General features: G+C 61.4%; 12 protein-coding genes. 8 read left to right on the top strand and 4 right to left on the bottom strand.

Annotated features, from left to right (window positions below):
* Position 1 precedes the first annotated feature (1 nt).
* Complete coding sequence (locus tag JL015_RS11700; protein ID WP_201018590.1) at positions 2 to 985, bottom strand: TauD/TfdA family dioxygenase; 984 nt, start codon at positions 983 to 985, stop codon at positions 2 to 4.
* Between the two features lie 306 nt (positions 986 to 1,291).
* Here JL015_RS11700 and JL015_RS11695 point away from each other — a divergent pair, with 306 nt between their 5' ends.
* The 8 genes from JL015_RS11695 to JL015_RS11660 are packed head-to-tail and all read left to right on the top strand — an operon-like array spanning position 1,292 to position 7,495.
* A complete protein-coding gene (locus JL015_RS11695) occupies positions 1,292 to 2,512 on the top strand; it encodes a PepSY-associated TM helix domain-containing protein (RefSeq protein ID WP_201018589.1) in 1,221 nt (406 codons plus the stop codon).
* Positions 2,509 to 3,051, top strand: coding sequence for a hypothetical protein (locus JL015_RS11690; RefSeq protein WP_025260691.1), 543 nt, complete (start codon positions 2,509 to 2,511; stop codon positions 3,049 to 3,051). The genes JL015_RS11695 and JL015_RS11690 overlap by 4 nt, the downstream gene beginning before the upstream one ends.
* Positions 3,048 to 3,386: a hypothetical protein gene (locus tag JL015_RS11685; protein WP_025260692.1), complete on the top strand. Its 339-nt coding sequence runs from the start codon at positions 3,048 to 3,050 to the stop codon at positions 3,384 to 3,386. Before JL015_RS11690 ends, JL015_RS11685 begins: the two co-directional genes overlap by 4 nt.
* Positions 3,383 to 3,955, top strand: a complete 573-nt coding sequence (locus JL015_RS11680; protein WP_201018588.1) for a DUF6162 family protein — start codon at positions 3,383 to 3,385, stop codon at positions 3,953 to 3,955. Before JL015_RS11685 ends, JL015_RS11680 begins: the two co-directional genes overlap by 4 nt.
* A 35-nt stretch (positions 3,956 to 3,990) precedes the next feature.
* Positions 3,991 to 4,920: a metal ABC transporter substrate-binding protein gene (locus JL015_RS11675; protein WP_201018587.1), complete on the top strand. Its 930-nt coding sequence runs from the start codon at positions 3,991 to 3,993 to the stop codon at positions 4,918 to 4,920.
* Entirely contained in the window at positions 4,917 to 5,678 is a 762-nt protein-coding gene (locus JL015_RS11670) for a metal ABC transporter ATP-binding protein (protein WP_201018586.1), read from the top strand. The genes JL015_RS11675 and JL015_RS11670 overlap by 4 nt, the downstream gene beginning before the upstream one ends.
* Positions 5,678 to 6,577, top strand: coding sequence for a metal ABC transporter permease (locus JL015_RS11665; protein ID WP_201002881.1), 900 nt, complete (start codon positions 5,678 to 5,680; stop codon positions 6,575 to 6,577). The genes JL015_RS11670 and JL015_RS11665 overlap by 1 nt, the downstream gene beginning before the upstream one ends.
* Complete coding sequence (locus JL015_RS11660; RefSeq protein WP_201018585.1) at positions 6,578 to 7,495, top strand: metal ABC transporter substrate-binding protein; 918 nt, start codon at positions 6,578 to 6,580, stop codon at positions 7,493 to 7,495.
* Positions 7,496 to 7,679: 184 nt separating this feature from the next.
* Here JL015_RS11660 and JL015_RS11655 read toward each other — a convergent pair whose 3' ends face one another.
* From JL015_RS11655 to JL015_RS11645, 3 genes are all read right to left on the bottom strand, one after another.
* A complete protein-coding gene (locus tag JL015_RS11655) occupies positions 7,680 to 7,907 on the bottom strand; it encodes an MbtH family protein (RefSeq protein ID WP_025260698.1) in 228 nt (75 codons plus the stop codon).
* 81 nt (positions 7,908 to 7,988) lie between these two features.
* Positions 7,989 to 9,401, bottom strand: a complete 1,413-nt coding sequence (locus JL015_RS11650; RefSeq protein ID WP_201018584.1) for an aspartate aminotransferase family protein — start codon at positions 9,399 to 9,401, stop codon at positions 7,989 to 7,991.
* A gap of 165 nt (positions 9,402 to 9,566) precedes the next feature.
* Positions 9,567 to 22,571 carry a non-ribosomal peptide synthetase gene (locus tag JL015_RS11645; protein WP_307726266.1) on the bottom strand — a complete coding sequence of 4,335 codons (13,005 nt, stop codon included), beginning with the start codon at positions 22,569 to 22,571 and terminating at the stop codon, positions 9,567 to 9,569.
* Between the last annotated feature and the right edge of the window lie 41 nt (positions 22,572 to 22,612).

Below are 22,612 nucleotides of genomic sequence, written 5' to 3'. Positions count from 1 at the left end.
ATCACTTGGCCGATTCGGTATGCCCTTTGGCCATAGCCACTACCACCTTGCGCTTGCCGGTAAACGGTGAGCGCGCATGGGCCGAGAGCATGTTGTCCAGCATCAGGACGTCGTTTTCCAGCCAGGGGAAACTGACGGCGCACTCATCGAGCACACCACGAACTTCGTCCAGCAGGCTTTCTTCGATGGCTGAGCCGTCGCCGTAGTAGACGTTGCGCGGCAGGTCTTCTTCGTCCACCACATCGAGCAGGGTTTCACGCACTTCCGGCTGCAGGTTGGAGATGTGGAACAGATGCGCCTGGTTGAACCAGACCATGTCCTGAGTTACCGGATGGCGCGCCACTGCCTGGCAGATCTGCCGGGTGCGCAGTTCGCCGTCGTCTTTCCACTCGCATTGAATGTTGTGGGCGCGGCAGTAGGCTTCGACAACACTTTCGTCTTCGGTGTTGAACACCTGACTCCAGTCCACATCCAGGCCATTGCCGAAATTGCGCACGTACATGAGTTTCTTTTCGACGAAGCGATCACGAATGCGCGCAGGAATCCGGCGATAGATTTCACGGCTGTCGGCAATCGGGGTTTCACCGCCGGTTTCGGCAGCGATCATGCTGTAGAACCAGATGCGCATCGGCCATTCCAGGGTGTAAGCCTGCTCGTTGTGCAGGGGGATGCTCTGGTGGGCCGGGTATTCGGTGGAGGTGTAGACGCCTTTGGTCACGTTGCTGCGCGGCGTTGAACCGAACTCATAGTTGAGCAACAGGTCGCCAAACCCGGCGGCAAATTCACGAAAGGCTTCCGCACCGCCGACATTGAAGCCGCGGAACAGGATCCCGCCGCTGCGGTAAAGATGTTCGGCAACCAGTGGTTTGAACTCGCCCAGAGCTTCCATCAAGTCCAGGCCCGGCTCGGGCGCCTCCACCAGCATGGGCAAGGTACCGGCCCCGGCCCGTAATGGCCGGATATTCAAACTCAACGCATGACTCATGATGACTCTCCCTTGATGGCAAAGCGTGCGAGCCCCAACGGCCTGACGCAACACCGACGTCCTGATTTAACGTACCCGGCCACCTGAAAATTAGGCCTTTCCCGCAGAAAGACAGCTCACATCCGCCTTTTGAAACATTTACTTTCATTTGGACGAAAGAAATAATTACATCATTTGCATTCTCATTCGTCTTTATTAGATGCAGCGGCAGCATCGGCCAAAAGCCATGACCGTATTTTTACAAAAAGGAGTCTGTGCCCTTCAAAAAATGGCCGCTCTGACACCGTGAATCGAGACCGTTCCCCCATGTCAAAGAAGTCCCGCTCAAAAATCTGGTTTCTCGTCCATAGCTGGCTGGCGCTGCCGATCTGGTTCTTTGTGCTGATCGTGTGCGTCACCGGCACGCTGGCGGTGGTCAGCAAGGAAATCATGTGGCTGGCCAACCCGGAGATGCGTGCCGTCAAGCCATCGGATGATGCGCCACGGCTCAGCTTCGAGCAGATCAGGGCCACCATAGAGCGTAACGAACCGAACCTGATCATCGGCACGATGATGCAGCCGGACGGTGAATATTTCGCCCTGAGCGTCAATGTCACCTACCCCGACGGGCGTTCGGTACCGGCCTATGTGAACCCTTACACCGGACTTATCCAGGGCGTCACGCCGGCCTTCGACTTCCGCCGATTCACCCGCGCCCTGCATGGCTGGTGGCTGGTGCCTTTCACCAACGGCTATTCCTGGGGCTGGTATCTGGTGTCGATACTGGGCCTGCCGATGCTGGTGTCGCTGATCACCGGGCTGGTGGTCTACAAGAAGTTCTGGAAAGGCTTCCTGAAACCCACGTTGCGCTTCAACCATGGCGCGCGAATCTTCTGGGGCGACTTTCATCGTCTGAGCGGCATCTGGTCGATCTGGTTCATTGCCGTCATTTCGATCACCGGCACCTGGTTTCTGATCCAGGCGCTGCTCTGGGATAACCAGATCAGCATTTCCAGCAAGTCCCAGACGGCGTCCATCATTCCCCATAGCAGCGTGCCCCTCACCGCTGACGGCAGCCCTGCGCCGACCATCAGCCTGGACAAGGCCATCGAAATTGCCAAGCAACGGATTCCCGGCCTGGAAGCCAGCTTCATCAGCCCGCCCAGCAATGCCTACGCCAATATGGAGGTCGGTGGCCGCAGCTGGTATCCGCTGATGTACCAGACCGCCGAGATCAACCCGTACAGCGGTGAAATCGCCACCTCACACCTGTTGTCGGACCGCAACAATCTGGAGTTCGTCACCGAGTCCATGCGCCCACTGCATACCGGCGACTTCGGCGGCATCTGGATCAAGCTGATCTGGGCCTTCTTTGGCCTGCTGCTGAGCATGATGGTCCTCAGCGGCCTGCTGATCTGGAGTAAACGCACGGCACTGGCCACCCTCAATGCCCTGAAACGCGATGCCAAGGCCGAACAGGCCACCGTCAGGAAACAACAAACAGCACGACCGTCGCTGGCCACCGAAATTCCGGAGAACAACCTGTGAGCAAGGCCGCAACTGCACAACCTGTTTCGACCCTGAGCCGCGTCTGGCACAAATGGCGTTTCCATATCAATATCTTGCTGGTGCTGATTCCCTTGGGTTTCATGCCCAAGTACTTCGCCGATGACGCCCTGCTCCGGGGCGACAAGGGGCTCGGGCAGCGGGATCTGGGCACCATCCAGGTCGGGCCATGGAGCATGAAACTGGCCGAGGAACGCAATGAAGCGCCGATCTTTTCCGGCGCCTCGGGCTACATGAAAAACTTCAATGCCTCGCTGTGCGAAAGCTGCGCCGATCAGGTCAAGGCAACTTACCTGCGCATCGGTAAACCCCGCAGCCTGCGGACTGCCGGGGTGATCTTCTTCGGCGTGGCCTATCGCATGACTGCGTTCATGCAGATCCCGGAAAACACCGATCCCGATCAGGACCTGTGGATCACCATGGAGGGCTGGGACGGATCCGTGCATCAGACCTCAATTGCGCTGCAACAGGCCTCCCCTACGACCGTAGCCTGGCTGAAAAAACAAGGAGCCAAAAAATGATCGTACGCTTCCCGCTACGCCAGTTGGGTGTCAGCGCCCTCTTCCTGCTGAGCGTCGGCTTTGCCGGCAATGCCCTGGCCCACAACCCGATGTGCGAGTGCAAACAGATCGACGCCGAGCAGATCCGCTGCACCGGCGGTTTTTCCGATGGCAGCGGCGCGCCGGGGGTGACGCTGGACGTCATCGGCTATGACGAAACCATTCTGGTGCCCGGCAAGCTGGGCGCGGATTCAACCCTGACCTTCAAGCGCCCTTCCGCCGAGTTCTATGTGCTGTTCGATGCAGGCCCCGGCCATGTCGTGGAAATCGACCAAGCCGATATCGAGGCCCCATGAGTACGCCAACCCGACAGATCGTTCGCCCGGCTGGAGCCGGTCATGAAACCCTTTACGTGCTGCTGTTGTGCCTGCTGATTCTGGGTGTCGCCGCGACTGTAGTAGGCCTGCGTGGCGAGAAGCATGAGGCGGACACTGTCGCCAGCCATCAACTGGATGCACGTCGCGACCTGAGTGCCGCCGAGCAAGGCATCTACGCTGACCTGCGTGTGACACTGGACGAAGTACGCCTGCTGACGCAGGAACAACAGGAACCGGTCACCCCGCAGCAGCTGGCGGATGAAGGCTTTGCGCCCTTTGCCCGTGACGCCAGCTCCGTCAGCCGGGGCAATCATGCCTGGCAAATGGTCGAACACTCCTATCTGGGCCTGAGCCCTACACCGACAGTCGCCGGCTCCTTCCTGCTGCGCATCGAGGCCGACGACAAGGCCGAAGCCGACATCTGGATCAACCGCAAAGGCTCGCTGGCTGCACCGACCGATCTTGGCGACCAGGCTCTGATCAGCGCTGGCTGGCAGCAGGTCGTCGCGCAATTCGATGCCGGGGTTACCCGCCAGCATCGACACTGAACCCACGCATTCACTGAAAAGAAGACTGTTTACCCATGCCTATTTCATTGAAACGCCGTCCATTGCTGCGCGTCGTACTGGTTGGCCTGTTCGCAACCCTGCTCGCACCACTGGTCAGCGCCGACCCGGCCAAGCGCCTGCGGATCGGCATCACACTGCATCCTTACTACAGCTATGTCAGCAATATCGTCGGCGACAAGGCCGAGGTGGTTCCGCTGATTCCCGCCGGTTTCAACCCGCACGCCTATGAACCCCGCGCTGAAGACATCAAGCGTATCGGCTCGCTGGACGTTGTCGTGCTCAATGGCGTGGGCCATGACGACTTTGCCGACCGCATGATCGCCGCCAGTGAAAAACCGGATATCGCCACCATCGAAGCCAACGCTGATGTGCCGCTGCTGGCAGCCACCGGGATCGCGGCTCGTGGCGCGGGCAAAGTGGTCAACCCGCATACCTTCCTGTCGATCAGCGCCTCTATCGCACAGGTCAACAACATTGCCCGCGAACTGGGCAAACTTGACCCCGACAACGCCAAGACCTACACCGCCAATGCCCGCGCCTATGGCAAACGCCTGCGGCAGATGCGCGCCGACGCTCTGGCCAAACTCACCAAGGCCCCCAATGCCGACCTGCGAGTCGCCACGGTGCATGCGGCCTACGACTACCTGCTGCGTGAATTCGGCCTGGAAGTCACAGCCGTGGTCGAACCGGCTCACGGTATCGAGCCGAGCCCGAGCCAGTTGAAGAAGACCATCGACCAGTTGCGCGAACTGGACGTGAAAGTGATCTTCTCGGAGATGGACTTCCCGTCCACTTACGTCGAAACCATCCAGCGTGAATCCGGCGTCAAGCTCTACCCGCTGTCGCACATTTCCTATGGCGAATACAGCGCCGACAAGTACGAGAAGGAAATGAAAGGCAATCTGGATACCGTGGTCCGGGCCATTCAGGAGGCTGGCGCATGACCGCTGCCGAACCGATTTCCCTCGCCAGCCGCGGGCCTGGCGTCACCTTCGCCGATGTCAGCCTGACTCTGGGACGCACCACCATTCTGGACCGCATCAACTTCAATGTGCGGGCCGGCAGCGTGCATGCGCTGGTCGGGCCGAACGGCGGCGGCAAAAGCTCGCTGATCAAGACCCTGCTCGGGCAGATGCCCCATCAGGGCCAGCTCAGCCTGCAATGGCCCGGCTCACCCGGCCTGATCGGCTATGTACCTCAGGCGCTGGAGTTCGACCGCGGCCTGCCCATGACAGTCGATGACTTCATGGCTGCCATGTGCCAGCGGCGTCCGGCATTTCTCGGCTTGTCCCGCCACTACGCGAAAGCCATCGGCGAAGCTCTGGAGCGAGTCGGCATGCAGGACAAACGCAAGCGCCGCATGGGCGCCCTGTCCGGTGGCGAGCGCCAGCGCGTGCTGCTGGCCCAGGGTTTGATTCCGGCCCCGCAACTGCTGGTGCTCGATGAGCCGATGTCGGCCCTTGATGAAGCCGGTATCCAGGTATTCGAGCGCCTGCTCGGCGACTGGCGTCAGGCAGGCATTACGGTGCTGTGGATCGAGCATGATCTGGAGGCCGTCAAACGACTGGCCGATAACGTCACCGGCCTCAATCGCCGCGTCCTTTTCGATGAACCGGCGCACACCGCCCTGACACCCGAGCGGCTGCTGACGCTGTTCTCCGCCCATCCGCGTGCAGCGGACGCCCAAGGGAGTGCCGCGTGATGGATTACGAAAGCTTTCGCCTGTTCATTCAAAACCTGGCTTCGTCCGGCTACCTGCCAGAAGCACTGGCCTACGGTTTCGTGGTCAACGCCCTGCTCGCCGGCCTGCTGATCGGCCCGGTGCTGGGCGGCCTGGGCACGCTGGTGGTGGTCAAGCGTTTCGCGTTCTTCTCGGAAGCCGTGGGCCATGCGGCCCTGACCGGGGTGGCCATCGGCATTCTGCTGGGCGAACCCTACACCGGCCCTTATGGCAGCCTTTTCGGCTACTGCCTGCTGTTCGGTATCGTGCTCAACTACCTGCGCAACCGCACCGGTCTGGCACCGGACACCTTGATCGGCGTATTCCTTTCGGTGTCCCTGGCATTGGGCGCCAGCCTGTTGCTGGTGCTGGCGGGCAAGATCAACGTGCATATTCTGGAAAACGTCCTGTTCGGCTCGGTGCTGACCGTCAACGGCAGTGACCTGCTGGTGCTGCTGATTGTCGGCTCGCTGGTCATGGGCCTGAGCCTGCCGCTGTACAACCGCATCATGCTGGCCAGCTTCAACCCGCAACTGGCGGCTGTGCGAGGCGTTGCGGTCAAGACGCTGGATTACCTGTTCGTGATTCTGGTGACGCTGATTACCGTGGCTGCCGTGAAAGTCATCGGCGCCATTCTGGTGGGTGCCCTGCTGGTGATACCGGCTGCCGCTGCACGCTTGCTGAGCCAGTCACTCAAAGGCTTCTTCTGGATTTCGGTCGCCATTGCCACCGTCAGTACCTTGTGCGGCATCCTGCTGCCTATCGTCTTCGACCTGCCCGTGCCTTCAGGCGCGGCGATCATTCTGGTGGCGGGCGTCGGCTTCGCCTTGGCCGCCATCGCCCGCGGCACGGTCCCCAGCCTCAAAGGGAATATCGGATAAATGCCTACTCTGCGCACATTGACCCTCGCCCTGGCTCTCAGCGGCCTGTTCAGCAATAGCCTGTACGCGGCCGAAAGCAAAAGCGCCAGCCCGGAACCGGTCCGGGTTCTGGCCAGCCTGCCCATCACCTACGGCCTGGGGCAGATTCTGCTCAAGGACAGCGGCGTGGTGCTGGAACGCGCGGCAGCCGCCAACCTGCCCGGCTCACGCCAGACTGCCTACTTCACCGGGCGCGGTGCCGAAGCGCTGCGTAAACTCAGCGTGGAAGCCGATGCGGTGATCGGGCTGCGTTCGATCTGGGCCGATGACCCGCTTTACCCCAATGCCCGACGCAGCAATATCCGCATCGTCGAAATCGATGCCGCCCGCCCCGTGGATGGCAGCCTGCCGGGCATCGCCTTGCAACCCGGCCAGAACGTCGATGGCTTGAACAGTCAGCCCTGGCTGGCCAGCAATAACATGGGCCGCATGGCCGATGTGATGGCAGCGGATCTGGTACGTCTGGCTCCGGCCGCCAAACCGAAAATCGAAGCCAATCTGGCGGCCCTCAAGCAGCAGTTGCTCAAGCTCAGCGCAGCCAGTGAAGCCCGTCTGGCCAGTGCGGATAACCTGAGCGTGGTCAGCCTGTCCGACCGTTTCGGCTACCTGATCAGCGGCCTCAATCTGGAGCTGATCGACACCCAGGCGCTCACCGACGAACAGTGGACACCCGAGGCCCTGCAAAAGCTGACGGCTACGCTCAAGGATAATGATGTGGCGTTGGTGCTGGACCATCGCCAGCCACCGGAGCCCGTGAAAGCGGCCGTCACTGCGGCAGGCAGTAAACTGCTGGTGCTGGGAGTCGATGGAGAAGACCCGGTAGCCGAACTGCAGGGCAATATCGAGCAGGTTATTGCGGAGTTGGCAGGCAAGAAATAAACGCCCATAGAGGTCTGTGTGGGAGCGGATTTATCCGCGAAAGAGGTATGAAGTGCTGACGATGAAGATGCAGTGAGTGTGCCGGCCTCTTCCCGAATAAATTCGGTCCTACGGATTTGTGGGCAGCATAGAAACAAAAACGCCCCGACATTGATCGGGGCGTTTGTTTTAGGGCGCTACGCAATCAGTGTGCAGTAGCAGCCTGTGCTTCCATCTTCTGGCGCAGGCTCAGTGGACGCATGTCGGTCCACACTTCTTCGATGTAGGCCAGGCATTCCTTCTTGAAACCGCTCTTGCCCACGGTGCGCCAGCCGTTGGGGATTGCCTTGTAATCCGGCCAGATGGAATATTGCTCTTCGTGGTTGACCACGACCTGAAAGACGATGTCGTCGCGGTCGAAAACTGAAGTCATTGCTGCTCTCCATGGTTATTCAGTGCCGATGCGCCAATTCACAGCGGCTATGTAAAGTGAACGTATCGCTACGTCGAAAAATTAAAGACTGGCCACCGCCGCCGAAAGCGCCCGGCCGAATATACCGGCCACTTCGTCGATCTGCTCGGCCGTAATCACCAGCGGCGGCAGGAAGCGCACGACGCTGCCATGGCGACCGCCCAGTTCCAGAATCAGCCCACGCTTGAGGCATTCACGCTGTACCAGCGGTGCCAGGCGGGCAAATACCGGTGGATGCCCAAGTGCATCGGGTGCGCCGTTCGGGTCCACCAACTCGACACCGAGCATCAGCCCGCGACCGCGAATATCCCCCAGTTGCGGGAAGTCGCGTTGCAGGTCGCGCAGGTGCCGGGTCAAACGTGCGCCCACAGTGTTCACGTGTTCACAGACGTTGTGTTCCTTCAGATAACGCATCACCGCCGAACCAGCGGCCATAGCCATCTGATTACCCCGGAATGTACCGGCGTGAGCGCCCGGCTGCCAGGCATCCAGCCATTGGCGATAAACCACCACCGCCAGCGGCAGGCTGCCGCCGATGGCTTTGGACAGCACCACCACATCCGGGATGATCCCGGCATGCTCGAAGGCAAACATCTTGCCGGTGCGGGCGAAACCGCTCTGGATTTCATCGACGATCAGGGCAATGCCAGCCTTCTCGGTGATGCGGCGCAGGCCGCGCAACCAGTCCAGATCCGCCGGAATCACACCGCCCTCGCCCTGCACCACCTCGACAATCACCGCAGCCGGTAGCTGCACCCCGGCTTCGGGATCGTTGAGCAGGTTTTCCAGGTAATGCAGGTTGGCCTTGACCCCTTGCGCGCCACCCAGACCGAACGGGCAACGGTAATCGTAAGGGTATGGCATGAACTGCACGCCGGAGCTCAGCAAGGCACCCAAGGGTTTTTTCGGTCCCAGGCTGCCCATCAGGCTCAAGGCTCCCTGACTCATGCCGTGATAACCGCCCTGGAACGACAACACCGTGCTGCGCCCGGTTGCGGTACGCACCAGTTTCAGGGCGGCTTCCACAGCATCGGTGCCGGTAGGGCCGCAGAACTGGATTTTCGCTTCCTGCGCCAGTTCCTGCGGCAGAAGACCGAACAGGTCCTGGACGAACTGGTCCTTGACCGGCGTGGTGAGGTCCAGGGTATGCAACGGCAATTCGTCGCTGATGACTTGCTGGATAGCCTCGATCACGACCTGATGGTTATGACCCAAAGCCAGGGTGCCAGCACCCGCCAGGCAATCGATGAAGCGACGCCCTTCGACGTCCTCGACATGAATACCCTTGGCGCGTTTGAGTGCCAGGGGAATACGTCGCGGATAGCTGCGAGCGTTGGACTCCTGGCGGTTCTGGCGGGCCAACAATGGCGATTCGTCGAACTGGTAAAGCTTCTCGGCAGGCTGCGGGGCGACCGGTGCCGGCTGATCTTCAATAAACCTGGTAGCGACTGACATCTGTGCAACCCTCAATACGCTGTCGATAAGCGAAATCCGTAAGTGGCCTGATACACACGTGCATCAGGCATTTATTCCTTCATTGAAAACGCGCCAGAGGCCTGCGGATTTACACCCCGTAACAGCTTTTTTATCCGCAAAGCCTTCAGCCCGACGAGAGGCGAATCACAACCCTTCCAGTTCAGCCATCAGGTCCGCCAGCCGGTCGAATTTCTGTTCATCGACCTTCTGCCCGCCAAGACCTTCCAGATGCCCGGCCAACCCTTGAATGGTGTTGAACTCGAACATGGCACGCAGCGGTACATTGCGTTGCAATAGCTTCTGCGCACGGGTCACCACCTGAGTTGCCAGCAGCGAATGCCCACCCAGCTCGAAGAAGTTGTCGGTGATCCCGACACGCTCGACTTTCAACACATCGGCCCAGATCGTCGCCAGTTGCTGCTCCATTTCGCTCTGCGGTGCCACGTAGTCGTTCTGCACCTGGCTGACATCCGGCTTGGGCAGAGCCTTGCGGTCCAGCTTGCCGTTCGGGGTCAGTGGCATGGCCTCCAGCATCACCAGATGGCTTGGCACCATGTAGTCCGGCAGGCTGGTCTTGAGATGGCTTTTCAGTTCGTCGCGCAGCAAGTCCGGGTCCTGAGCATTGCCACGCGGCACCAGATACGCCGCCAGCACCTTGCCCAACGGTCCGTCGATATCCAGCACTACAGATTCACGAATCGCTTCATGCTCCTGCAGACGGGTTTCGATCTCGCCCAGTTCGATGCGGTAGCCGCGAATCTTCACCTGATGGTCGACCCGGCCCACGTATTCGAGCACGCCGTCAGACCTTCTGCGCGCAAGGTCGCCGGTGCGATACAGACGCTCGCCGGTTGCACCGAACGGGTTGGGCACAAACACCGGCACGGTGCGCAACGGGTCGCTGACATAACCACGACCGACACCAGTCCCGGTCACACACAGTTCGCCGACAGCGCCCAGCGGCACCAGCTCCAGCGCCTCGTCGAGCAGGTACAGACGGTTGTTGTCCGTTGGCGTGCCGATGGGCAGGTAGGTGCTGCGAGTCGACTCCGGATCGACGCGGAAGAACGCCACGTCGTCTGAACATTCGGCAGGACCATAAGCGTTGACCAGCCCGATATCCGGGTAGCGTTGCAACCATTGATTAGCCAGTTCCGGCGGCATTGCCTCACCGGTCGGCAGCATCCAGCGCAGGCCATCGAGGCTTGCGCGCTCCTCGGCCAGCAGCCCTTGAATCAGGGACGGCACGCTTTCCAGCACGCTGATGCTCTGGGCCTGAACGTGACTCAGCAAGGCCTGCGGATCACGGGCGATATCGTTTGGCACGATGTCCACCCGCGCACCGAACAATGGCGCTGCCAGGAACTGCCAGACCGAGATATCGAAGCTCTGCGAAGCAGTCTGGGCGATCACGTCTGCATCGCTCAGGTTCAGATAAGGCACCTTGCTCAACTGGTTATTGAGCATGCCGCGTTGCTCGACCATCACGCCTTTGGGCAATCCGGTGGAACCCGAGGTGAAGATCACGTAGGCCAGATTGTCCGGCGCGCTGTATAGACCGGGATTGTCCTGCGACAGCTCACTCTGCTGCACCGCTTCCCAGACCAGCAAACGTGGACGACCCGCTTCAGCGATATCGGCCAGCAAGGCCTGAGCCTGGTCACGACATTCGGCACTGCACACCAGTACCGGCGTGCGGCTTTGCTGAATGATGCCGCTCAGACGCTGGTTCGGCAGCGCCGGGTCCAGCGGCAGGTAACCGGCTCCGGCCTTGAAGCTGCCGATAATCATGCCCAGCAGTTCGGGACCACGCTCGGCCAGCAAGGCTATCGGCTGATCGAAACCGGCTCCGGTCTCGATCAAGGCATGGCCAAGACGGTTGCTGAGTGCGTTCAGCTCGGCATAGCTGTACTGGCGATCCTGGCAACTGACGACGGTACGCTGTGGATGGGCCACGACCTGCGCCTCGAACAGCTCGGCATAGCTGCGCTCCAGCGGGTAGTCGTGGTCGCTCCTGTTGCAGCCATCGAGCAGGAACTCGCGCTCCGTTTCACTGAGCAGCGCCAGCTCGGACATATCGCCATGGAAGCCTTCGATCAAGGCCAGCAGCAGGCGCTTGAACTCGCCCAGCATGCTCTGGACCGTGGTTTCGTCGAAGTAGCGCTGGTCATAGGACAGATGCAGGCCCAGGTCATCGCCGGGGTAACACACTGCCGTGAGCGGATAGTTGGTGTGGGTACGGCCTGAATCCGAAGTGGCGTTGAGGCTTTGCGCACGATCCAGCACCGAGACTTCAACCGGCGCGTTCTCGAACACGAACAGGCTGTCGAACAACGGCTGGCCCTTGGGCAGCTCGCTGTTTTCCTGGATGGTCACCAGCGGCAGGTACTCGTACTCGCGCAGCTCCATATTGCTTTCCAGCAAACGGTTCAGCCACTGGCGAACACTGCAACGCTGGTCATCCTGCGGCAAGCCCACGCGCAGGGCGATGGTGTTGATGAACAGGCCCACCGTGCGCTGCATCTGTGGCATTTCCACCGGACGCCCGGCCACGGTCACACCGAACACCACGTCCCGGTCACCGCTCATGCGCCGCAGGGTCAAGGCCCAGGCCGCCTGGGCAAAGGTGTTGATGGTCAGTTGATGCTGCTGGGCCAGTTCGCGCAGTCGCACACCATCGGCCACATCCAGACGGGTGTAGCAGTCGCCCACCACCATGCCGCCACTGTCACCGGCATGTTCGCGCAGGAACGGACGGTCGCTCGGGATCGGCGTCGGACGCTCGAAGCCCTTGAGGTTCTGCCGCCACCAGTCACGGGCCTGTACCAGACCACGACGCTGCAACCAGCCGATGTAATCGCGATAGCGCGGCGGCGCGGCCAGTTGTGCATCGCGGCCTTCGCCCAGCGCGGTGTAGATGTCGAAGAAGTCGTTCATCAGCAACGAGCGGCACCAGGCATCGATCAGGATGTGGTGGTTGCTCATCATGAACCAGTAGCGCGCCTCGTCGACACGGATCAGGCGCAGGTGGAACGGCGGCTGGTTGAGCAGATCGAAACCGGCCTCGCGCTCGGACTTGAGCAAGGCTTGCAGACGCGGCTCCTGCTGGTCCTGGGCAACGTCGCGCCAGTCCAGATAGTCGATTGGCGTGTTGCCGGGTTTGTGAATGACTTGCAGCATGGTTTCGCCGATATCCCAGCAGAACGAGGCACGCAAGGCTTCGTGACGGGCAATGACTGCCTGCCAGGCCTGGGCGAAACGTTGCGGGTCCAGCTCGCTGTTGATGCGGTAGCGATCCTGCATGTAATACAGACCGGTGCCCGGTTCCAGCAGGGTATGCAGCAGCATGCCCTCCTGCATCGGGGTCAGCGGGTAGACATCTTCGATATGGCTCGCCGGAACCGGCAGCGCATCCAGATGCGCCTGATCCAGAGCGGCCAGCGGGAAGTCCGAAGGTGTCAGGCCGCCGCTGCCATCTGCCAGACAATGGACAATCAGCGCCTGCAACTGCGCCAGATAAGCCTGCGCCAGTTCAGTAATGGCCTGGGTCTGGTAACGCTCGCCACTGAAGGTCCAGCGCAGCACCAGTTCGCCGCCGTACACCTGACTGTCAATGCTCAGTTCGTTTGGCAACGGTGCATGGGCGTCATGGGCCGCACCCGCCGACTCTTCCAGCGGACGGAACAAGGCATCGCTGCCAAAGCTCTGGTCGAACTGCCCCAGGTAGTTGAAGGTGATCGGCGCGACCGGCAAGGCTTGCATTGCAGCGCGGCTGTTGCCATCGGCCAGATAACGCAGCACGCCATAACCCAGGCCCTTGTGAGGAACCTGACGCAATTGCTCCTTGATCGCCTTGATCGATGCGCCCGGCCCAGCCTCTTCGGCCAATCCAGGCGTCAGGCGCAGTGGATAGGCACTGGTGAACCAGCCCACGGTACGGGTCAGGTCGATTTCGTCGAACAGGGTTTCGCGGCCATGGCCTTCGAGCTGAATCAACGCCGACGCCTGCCCGCTCCAGCGGCAGACCACCTGTGCCAGCGCGGTCAGCAGCAGGTCGTTGACCTGAGTCCGATAAGCGCTCGGTGCCTGCTGCAAAAGCTGTCGGGTACTTTGCGCATCCAGACGCACACTGACGGTCTGTGCATGAATATTCTGCTGACCACCCTGCGGATTATTGCAAGGCAATTCAGCACCCGGCCCGCTGAGCTGACGCTGCCACCAGGCCAGCTCCTCGCGCAAGGATTCGCTGCCGGCGTAAGCCTGTAGACGCCCGGCCCAGTCACGGAAGGCGCTGGTCTTGGCTGGCAGTTTGACGGTTGCGGCATCGACAAGCTGGCGATAGGCGACTTGCAGATCGTCCAGCAGCACGCGCCATGAAACGCCATCGACAACCAAGTGGTGAATGACCATCAGCAGGCGCTGCTGGCCCTGCGGCCCATCCACCAGCAAGGCACGCAGCAGCGGGCCGCTTTGCAGATCCAGGCTGCGCTGGGTGTCCGCAAACAGTGCGGCGCATTCGCTCATATCGGAAACACGCGCTTGCAGCAGCAGGCTTTCACCGGTGACAGCACGGTGCTCGGCCTGCCATTTTCCGGCGTTGTCCCGGAAGCTCAGGCGCAAGGCATCATGTTGTTCAAGAATCGCCCGCAGAGCCTGTTCGAGATGACGAGGCTCCAGGGCCGTGGTCGGCTCCAGCACCAGCGCCTGATTCCAGTGCTGGCGCTCAGGGATCGGCGTCTCGAAGAACCAGTGCTGAATCGGCGTCAGGGCCGATTCGCCGGTCAGCAGGCCTTGCTCGGCCACCACCCGCTCGCTGGTAGTGGCCACGGCGGCCAGGGTCTGGACGGTCTGGTGCTGGAACAGGTCGCGAGGGCTGAAATGAATCCCGGCCTGACGCGCACGGCTGACCACCTGGATCGACAGGATCGAATCGCCGCCCAGCTCGAAGAAGTTGTCGTTGAGGCCGACTTTTTCCACATTCAGCACAGCACACCAGATACCCGCCAGGGTCTGCTCCAGTTCACTGGTGGGTGCCACATAACTCTGACGATTGAGTTCCGGGTCCGGTGCTGGCAAGGCACGGCGATCAAGCTTGCCGTTGGCGGTCAGCGGCATGCTGTCCAGCAGGATCAGATGCGCAGGCACCATGTAATCCGGCAGTTGCGCCTTCAGATGCGCCTTGAGCGACTCGCGCAGTTGCGCCTGTTGCTCCTCGCCCTGCCCGGCCACATCAGTGACCAGATAACCGGCCAGTTGCTTGCCCGATGGCGTATCCAGCGCCAGCACCACGGCTTCGCGGATGGCTTCGTGTTCCAACAGACGGGTTTCGATTTCGCCCAGTTCGATACGGAAACCGCGGATCTTCACCTGATGGTCGATCCGGCCCAGATACTCCACCAGACCATCGGCACGCTGGCGCACCAGATCGCCGGTGCGATACAGACGCCCGCCATTGCCACTGAACGGATCGGCGACAAAACGCTCGGCAGTCATCGCCGCCCGCTCGTGGTAGCCCTGAGCAAGACCGGCGCCGCCGACATACAGCTCACCGGTCGCACCCTGGGGCACCAGCGCCAGATCGGCATCGAGGATGTAAGCCACCCGAGCGCCCACCACGCTGCCGATCGGCACGCTGGCTTCGCCCTCTTCCAGCCAGGCCGGTGCCAGACTGGCCAGCGGCATGACCACGGTTTCAGTCGGACCATAGGCGTTGAAGAACAGTTCAGGCTTGAACACCGCACGAATACGCTGTAAATGCTCACCGGTCAGCGCCTCGCCACCGGTGATGCACATGCGCACCGGCAACGTCTGGCCCTGAGTCGAAAGCCATTGCGCCAACTGGCTGCCATAGCTTGGCGTGAAACCGAGAATGTTCACGTGCTGACTGCGGATCAGTTCGCAGATTTCTTCGGCGTCCCATTGCCCCTGGGCACGCAATACCACCCGCGCCCCGCTGAGCAGTGGCACCAGCAGACGCTCGGTGGCTGCGTCGAAGTTGATCGAATAGAAATGCAGCTCACAGTCATCGGGACGCATCTCGAAGCGGCGAATCACCGCCTGACAATGCATGGCGATTTCACCGTGGGACACCACCACGCCCTTGGGCTTGCCGGTGGAGCCAGAGGTGTAAATCAAGTACGCCTGATGCTGCGGCAGGCTGATGAAAGGCAACTCGCTCGCCGGGTAAGCAGCCAGCGCGGGCAAATCATCTTCCAGGCACCAGCGACCGACGCCCGCAGGCAGTTCGCCCAAGGCCTCGAACAAGGCGGCATTGCTCAACAACAGGCCGACGCCGCTGTCTTCGATCATGTATTGCAGGCGCTCCAGCGGGTACTCCGGGTCCAACGGCACATAGGCGCCACCGGCCTTGAGGATCGCCAGCAGGCCGACCACCATGTCCAGCGAGCGCTCCAGCGCCAGGCCGACACGCACTTGCGGGCCAACACCACGCTCGCGCAGCATCCAGGCCAGACGATTGGCGCGGCCCTCCAGTTCGGCATAGCTCAGGGTTTCACCGGCGAAGGTCAAGGCAGGTGCGCTCGGGCGTGCTTTGGCCTGTTCGGCAAACAGGCTGTGGATGCACTGATCCAGACGCTGTTCACCCGCTTCGACACCCAGGCTGTCGAGCAACTGCTGACGCTCGGCGTCCTGCAACAGCGGCAGTTCGCTCAAGCGCTGCGCCGGATCAGCCAGCAAGGCTTGCAGCAGGTTTAGCAAATGCCCTGCCATTTGCGCGATGCGCGGCTCGTCGAACAGATCGGTGCTGTAGGTCAGGCAGCAACCCAGACGATGATCCAGCTCAGTGACTTCCAGGTTCAGGTCGAACTTGGTGGCCCGGGCATCGTTGACCAGATATTCGACAGTCATGCCTGCCAGTTCGCGGCTCTGCTGGAATTCCCAGCGTTGCACGTTGCACATCACCTGGAACAGCGGGTTGTAAGCCGCGCTGCGCGGTGGTTGCAGGGCTTCCACAAGATGATCGAACGGCAAGTCCTGATGGGACTGACCTTCGATGACCGTGTGACGAACCTGCTCGAACAGTTGCTCGACACACATCTGGCCGTCGAGCTGGACGCGCAGCACCTGGGTGTTGAGGAATGCACCGATCAGCCCTTCGCTTTCCGGGCGAATCCGGTTGGCAACAGGAGCGCCGATGCGCAGATCGTTCTGGCCGCTGTAACGGTAGAGCAGCACCGCCAGAGTAGCGGTCATGGTCATGAACAGGGTCAGGCCATTATTGGCGTTGAAAGCCCGCACGCGAGCGGCCAGTTCATCGCTCAGATCAAAGCGATACAGCTCGCCCTTGTGGCTCTGCACCGGCGGACGCGGACGGTCGCTCGGCAATTCCAGCAGCGGATGCTCGTTGCCCAGTTGCGTCGTCCAGTAATCCAGTTGGCGCTGACGCTCACCCGCTTCCATCCACTGACGCTGCCAGACGCTGTAATCCAGGTATTGCACCGCCAGAGGCTCCAGCGGCGAAGATCGACCTTCAAGGAAAGCTTCGTAGAGCAAGCCCAGCTCACGGGCGAAGATATCCATCGCCCAGCCTTCGGTGACGATGTGGTGCAAAGTCAGGACGAAGTAGTGTTCCAGTTCGCCAGCCCGAACCATGCAGGCACGCAGCAGCGGGCCGGTTTCCAGATCGAAAGGCTTGTGCGCTTCGCTGTCGGCGAATTCTTGCAAGCGACGCTGACGGGATTCGCCTTGCAACGCCGAGAAGTCCTGCCATTGCATGCGCAGGCCGGTTTCCTCGGAGACTTTCTGGCACGCCACGCCATTGACGCTCGGGAAAGTAGTGCGCAGGGTTTCGTGGCGCAGGATCAGGGCCTGCAATGCGGCCTCGAAACACTCGATGTTCAGCACGCCGTTCAAGCGCGCCATGCCGCCCACGTTATACGCCGGGCTGTCCGGCTCCATCTGCCACAGGAACCACATGCGCTGCTGGGAATAGGACAGCGGCACTGGCTGGTTGCGGTCGATCCGGGCAATCGGCTGCTGGCTGTTACGGGCTCCGGACGCCTGAATGGCCTGGACCTGTTCGACAAACGCCCCCAGCTCACTGGCCTCGAACAGCGCACGAAGCGGCAGCTCGATATCGCAGGCCTGACGCACCCTGGAGATGATCTGAGTGGCCAGCAAGGAGTGGCCGCCCAAGGCAAAGAAGTCGTCACGCAGACCAATGCGCGGCACACCCAGCACTTCGCGCCAGATACTGGCGACCTGTTTCTGCAAGGCCGTTTCGGGCTCGACATGTTCACGGCTCTGCCAGACCGGCTCGGGCAAGGCGCGGCGATCCAGCTTGCCGCTGGGGCTCAGTGGCATGCTGTCCAGACGCACCAGTTGCGCAGGGACCATGTACTCAGGCAGCTCAAGGGCCAGCGAAGACTTGATACGCTCGATCTGCTCGGCCTCGGCTTCCTGTTCCAGCACTGCCGTGTAGTAACCGATCAATTGCGGGCCGGAGGCGGTTTCACGCACCAGTACCGCGGCCTGGCCAACGCCTTCTTGAGCCAGCAATCGGGCTTCGATCTCCTGAGGCTCGACACGGAAGCCGCGCAGTTTGACCTGCTGGTCCAGACGGCCCAGATACTCCAGCGAACCGTCCGCCGCCCAGCGCACCAGGTCACCGGTGCGGTACAGACGTACGCCCTCTTCGCCCAGCGGATCGACGACAAAACGCTCGGCCGTCAACCCCGGACGCCCCAGGTAGCCACGGGCCAGACCGATACCACCGATGCACAGTTCGCCTGCAACGCCACGGGGCAGCAGGTTCAGCTCGCTGTCCAGAACGCGGCACAACACGTTGCCCAGCGGTCGGCCAATCGGCGAGCGCTCGCCATCCGCCAACTGACAGTGCCAGTGAGTGACGTTGATCGCGGTTTCAGTCGGGCCATAACGATTGTGCAGTTGCACATTCGGCAGTTGCTCCAGCACCCGGTTGCGCAGTTCGGCAGGCAGCGCTTCGCCACCAGAGAACAGGCGACGCAAGCTGCTGCACTGCTGTGCCAGCGGCTCATCGATGAACAGTTGCAGCAGCGGCGGCACGAAATGCAGCGTGGTGACGCCGTATTCCTTGATGCGTTGGGCAATGCGATGCGGGTCGCGATGCTCGCCGGGATCGGCCAGCAACAGGCGGCAGCCGGTGATCAGTGGCCAGAAGCATTCCCACACCGAAACGTCGAAACTGATCGGTGCCTTCTGCATCAGCACATCGGTTTCGTCCAGTGCGTAAGTGGCCTGCATCCATTGCAGGCGCTCGGCCAGTGCGGCATGGGTATTGCCCACGCCCTTGGGTTGGCCGGTGGAGCCGGAGGTGTAGATCACGTACGCCAGGTTATCGCCATGCAGGTGCAGGCCCGGCGCGCTGACAGGCCAGTTTTCCAGATGCAGGGTGTCCATGACGATGGTGCTGACGCTTTCGGCGCTCGGCAGATCGCCCAGCAAATGGCTTTGGGTCAGCAGCAGCGCAACGCCGCTGTCGGCGAGCATGTAGGCCAGTCGCTCGGTCGGATAATCAGGGTCCAGCGGCACATAGGCGCCGCCAGCCTTGATGATCGCCAGCAGGCCGATCAGTAGTTGCGGCGAACGCTCGGCTGCAATCGCCACCTTGACGTCCGGGCCGACGCCCTTGTCGCGCAGGTAGTGGGCCAGACGGTTGGCCTGGGCATGCAGGCTGGCAAAGTCGAGGCTGCCGCCGTCCCACATCAGGGCAATACGCTCCGGGGTCTGGCGGGCCTGAAGGTTCAGAAGCTCCGGCAACCATTGTCCGGCAGGTGCGCAAGGCGCAGCGCCCCAACGGGCCTGCTCGGCCAGATCCTCGGTGCTGAGCAACTGCACATCGCCCAGAACGATATCGGTCTGCTCGCAGACTTGAGTCAAAAGACGCACGAACTGCGCGGCCATGCGCACAATGGTTTCACGCTCGAACAGCTCGTCGGCATAGTCGAAGGACAGGTTCAGCCGACCGTTGCGGTCCTCTTCACTGTGCAGTTGCAGGTCGAACTTGGCTTCACGGCTGTGCCACGGCAACTCTTCAGCCAGCAAACCCGGCAGACGGCGCAAGGCGCTCAGGTCCCGCTGCTGATGGTTGAACAGAACCTGGAACAGGCCGTGCTCTCGGGCCTGAGGGAACGCCTCGACCAGTTGATCGAACGGCAGGTCCTGATTGGCCTGGGCTTCCAGCGCCGCCTGACGGGTTTGCGCCAGCAGCGAGGAAAATGGCAGGCGCGAATCCAGTTGCGCACGCAGCACCAGGGTGTTGATGAAGAAACCGATCAGGCCTTGGGTCTCATGACGCGGCCGGTTGGCACCGGGCACACCGATACGAATATCGTTCTGCCCGCTGTAGCGATGCAGCAGGCTCTGGAAACCGGAGAGCAGCAGCATGAACGGGGTCGACTGATAAGCCTGGGCGGCCTGCTTTACTGCGGCGCTCAACTCGTTGCTCAGGCGCAGGCTGTAACGCGAAGCGCTGTGTTGCTTGCGGGCCGAACGCGGATGATCGGTGGCCAGAGCCAGGGTCGGTTGCTCGTCACCCAGTTGCGCTTTCCAGTAATCGAGCTGACGCTGAGCCTCGCCACGGGCCAGCCATTCACGCTGCCAGTGGCCGTAATCGGCATAACGCAACGACAGCGGCGCCAACTCCAGCGGCTGCCCCTGAATGGCAGCGGCGTACAGGCGCGAGAATTCGTCGATCAGCACATTCAGCGACCAGCCGTCGGCCACGATATGGTGCAGCGTGACCAGTAACTGATGCTCCTCATCGTCCAGCTTCACCAGCGTGACGCGCAGCAACGGGCCAGTTTGCAGATCGAAAGGCAGGCGTGCCTGTTCTTCGCGGATAGCCAGGGCACGGGCCTGACGCTCTTCGCCGGACAGGTCGCTGATATCGATCACCTGCAACGAAAACTCGCTGACCGGATCGATACGCTGCAAGGCCACGCCGTCCTGCTCGTAAAAACGGGTGCGCAGGGATTCATGACGCTCGATCAGGCGCTGGAAACTGCTACGCAGCGCGGTGGTGTCCAGTTCGCCACGCAGGTGCAGGCCACCGGGAATGTTGTAGGCACTGCCTTGCGGGTCCATTTGCCAGAGGAACCACAAGCGGTTCTGGGCCAGGGATTGCGGCAGCGCCTCGTTACCCGGCAAGCGGGCAATGCTGTCTTGTGTCTGGCCATCGCGTTGCAGCACTTCGATCTGTGCAACCAGCGCCGCCAGGGTCGGAGCTTCAAACAACAGGCGCAGGTTCAGTTCGATACCCAGCGCTTCACGCAGACTGGCGACCACCTGGGTCGCGACAATCGAGTTACCGCCCAGCAGGAAGAAGTGATCATCGGCGGCCACCTCTTCCAGTTGCAGGTGTTCACACCAGATTTTCGCAACCTGCGCCTGCAGATTGGAGCTGGAAGCCGAAGCCGCTTCCCTGGCAGCCACGATGCTTTCAGGGAAGACCGCATAACTGTCCAGGCTGCCGTCGGCCAGTCGGGTGCGGCAGGCGGAACGTTGCAGTTTGCCGCTGGAGGTCTTGGGCAAGGCACCCGGATTGAGCAGCACCACCACACTCGGTGCTTCCTGGAAGGCCTCGGCAACAGCCTGACGAATCATCTTGATCAGCGTCTCGGGAGCCAGGGTTTTCTGCACGCTGCGACCGACTTCCGCCGCGATGCCGATGCCTTCACTGCCTTGCTGGGTCACGGCGAACGCGGCAATCCGGCCTTTGCGCACCACATCGACGTCACGCTCGACAGCCTTTTCGATGTCCTGGGGATACAGATTGTGGCCGCGCACGATCAGCATGTCTTTCAAGCGACCGGTGATATACAGCTCGCCATGGCGCAGGAAACCCAGGTCACCGGTGCGCAGCCAGGTACGGCCTTCATGCTCGACGAAAGACTTGGCCGTGGCTTCAGGGTTACGCCAGTAACCGTGGGCGATGCTCGGACCACAGGCCCAGATTTCACCGACACTGTTTTCACCCAGCACGGCAAGGGTCTGCGGGTCGGCAATCAGCACGCCATGTTCAGGCTGGCTGGTCCCGCAACTCATGACCGGGTTGCCATCCCCCGGCTCGGCAATATTGCGCGCCAGTGCTCGCTCATCCAGACGCAGGGATGGAATGCCCTTGCCGCGCTGACCACCAGCCACGAACAGGGTGGCTTCGGCCAGGCCATAAGAGGCGAAGAAGCTGTCTGGCGTAAAACCGCAGACGGCAAACTTTTCAGCGAAACTGTCCAGGCTGTCCTGGCGAATCGGCTCCGAGCCCGAATAGGCCACACGCCAGCGGCTGAGATCCAGACGTGCCAGCGCCGAATCACTGACCCGCGAACTGCACAACTGATAGGCGAAGTCCGGGCCGCCGCTGATGGTGCCGCCGTATTCGCTGATCGCTTCCAGCCAGCGCAATGGCCGGGTCAGGAAATAGGCAGGCGCCATCAACACGCAAGGCACGCCACTGAAGATCGGTTGCAGCAAGCCGCCGATCAGCCCCATGTCGTGGTACAGCGGCAGCCAGCTGACGATCACATCATCAGGATTGAGATCGATACCGAAGCCGTGACGGATCAGCAGTTCGTTGGCGACCAGATTGCCATGGCTGACCTGAACGCCTTTGGGCAAGGCGGTGGAACCGGAGGTGTATTGCAGGAAAGCGATATCGTCGCTGTTCAGGGCAGGTCCCTGCCAGCCTTCGGCGATTGCGCTGTCGAGGGTGTCGACACACAACAGTTGCGGGGCATTGGCAGCCGCCAGCTCATCCATTTGCAGCAAGGCCGTGCGCAGGTCCGAGCCGGTCAACAACAGGCGCGGCTCGGCATCGGCGATGATCGACAGCAGACGCTCCTGGTGATGACGACGATTGGATTCCGGCGGATAAGCCGGCACCGCAATCACACCGGCATACAGGCAGCCAAAGAATGCTGCCACGTAATCCGGCCCGCTGTGGAACAACAGAATCGCACGATCACCAGGCTCGGCCCGGGCTTTCAGCGCGGCGGCGATGGTCCGCGCACGCAGGTCAAGATCATGGTAGGTCAGCACGATGCCCTGGTCTTTTTCGTCAGTGAGAAAACGCAGGGCCAGGCGGTCCGGCGTCTGCTCGGCGCGACGCTGAAGGGCTTGTGCCAGGGTATCGGGGAGTTCAAACGCATCCATGATGAGGTTCCTGCTGTATTCGGCTTGCCAAATGAGGTCTG

Source organism: Pseudomonas cichorii, assembly GCF_015471405.1.
GTDB classification, from domain to species: domain Bacteria; phylum Pseudomonadota; class Gammaproteobacteria; order Pseudomonadales; family Pseudomonadaceae; genus Aquipseudomonas; species Aquipseudomonas serbiensis.
Note: the sequence above shows the minus strand (reverse complement) of the source record. Positions and strands in the feature narration are given on the sequence as shown.

Bases quoted from the DNA above. Each gene is read 5' to 3' on its own strand.
- JL015_RS11665 (WP_201002881.1), top strand. From the start codon at position 5,678: ATGGATTACGAAAGCTTTCGCCTGTTCATTCAAAACCTGGCTTCGTCC.
- JL015_RS11685 (WP_025260692.1), top strand. From the start codon at position 3,048: ATGATCGTACGCTTCCCGCTACGCCAGTTGGGTGTCAGCGCCCTCTTC.
- JL015_RS11670 (WP_201018586.1), top strand. From the start codon at position 4,917: ATGACCGCTGCCGAACCGATTTCCCTCGCCAGCCGCGGGCCTGGCGTC.
- JL015_RS11680 (WP_201018588.1), top strand. From the start codon at position 3,383: ATGAGTACGCCAACCCGACAGATCGTTCGCCCGGCTGGAGCCGGTCAT.
- JL015_RS11675 (WP_201018587.1), top strand. From the start codon at position 3,991: ATGCCTATTTCATTGAAACGCCGTCCATTGCTGCGCGTCGTACTGGTT.
- JL015_RS11700 (WP_201018590.1), bottom strand. From the start codon at position 985: ATGAGTCATGCGTTGAGTTTGAATATCCGGCCATTACGGGCCGGGGCC.
- JL015_RS11655 (WP_025260698.1), bottom strand. From the start codon at position 7,907: ATGACTTCAGTTTTCGACCGCGACGACATCGTCTTTCAGGTCGTGGTC.
- JL015_RS11650 (WP_201018584.1), bottom strand. From the start codon at position 9,401: ATGTCAGTCGCTACCAGGTTTATTGAAGATCAGCCGGCACCGGTCGCC.
- JL015_RS11660 (WP_201018585.1), top strand. From the start codon at position 6,578: ATGCCTACTCTGCGCACATTGACCCTCGCCCTGGCTCTCAGCGGCCTG.
- JL015_RS11645 (WP_307726266.1), bottom strand. From the start codon at position 22,571: ATGGATGCGTTTGAACTCCCCGATACCCTGGCACAAGCCCTTCAGCGT.
- JL015_RS11695 (WP_201018589.1), top strand. From the start codon at position 1,292: ATGTCAAAGAAGTCCCGCTCAAAAATCTGGTTTCTCGTCCATAGCTGG.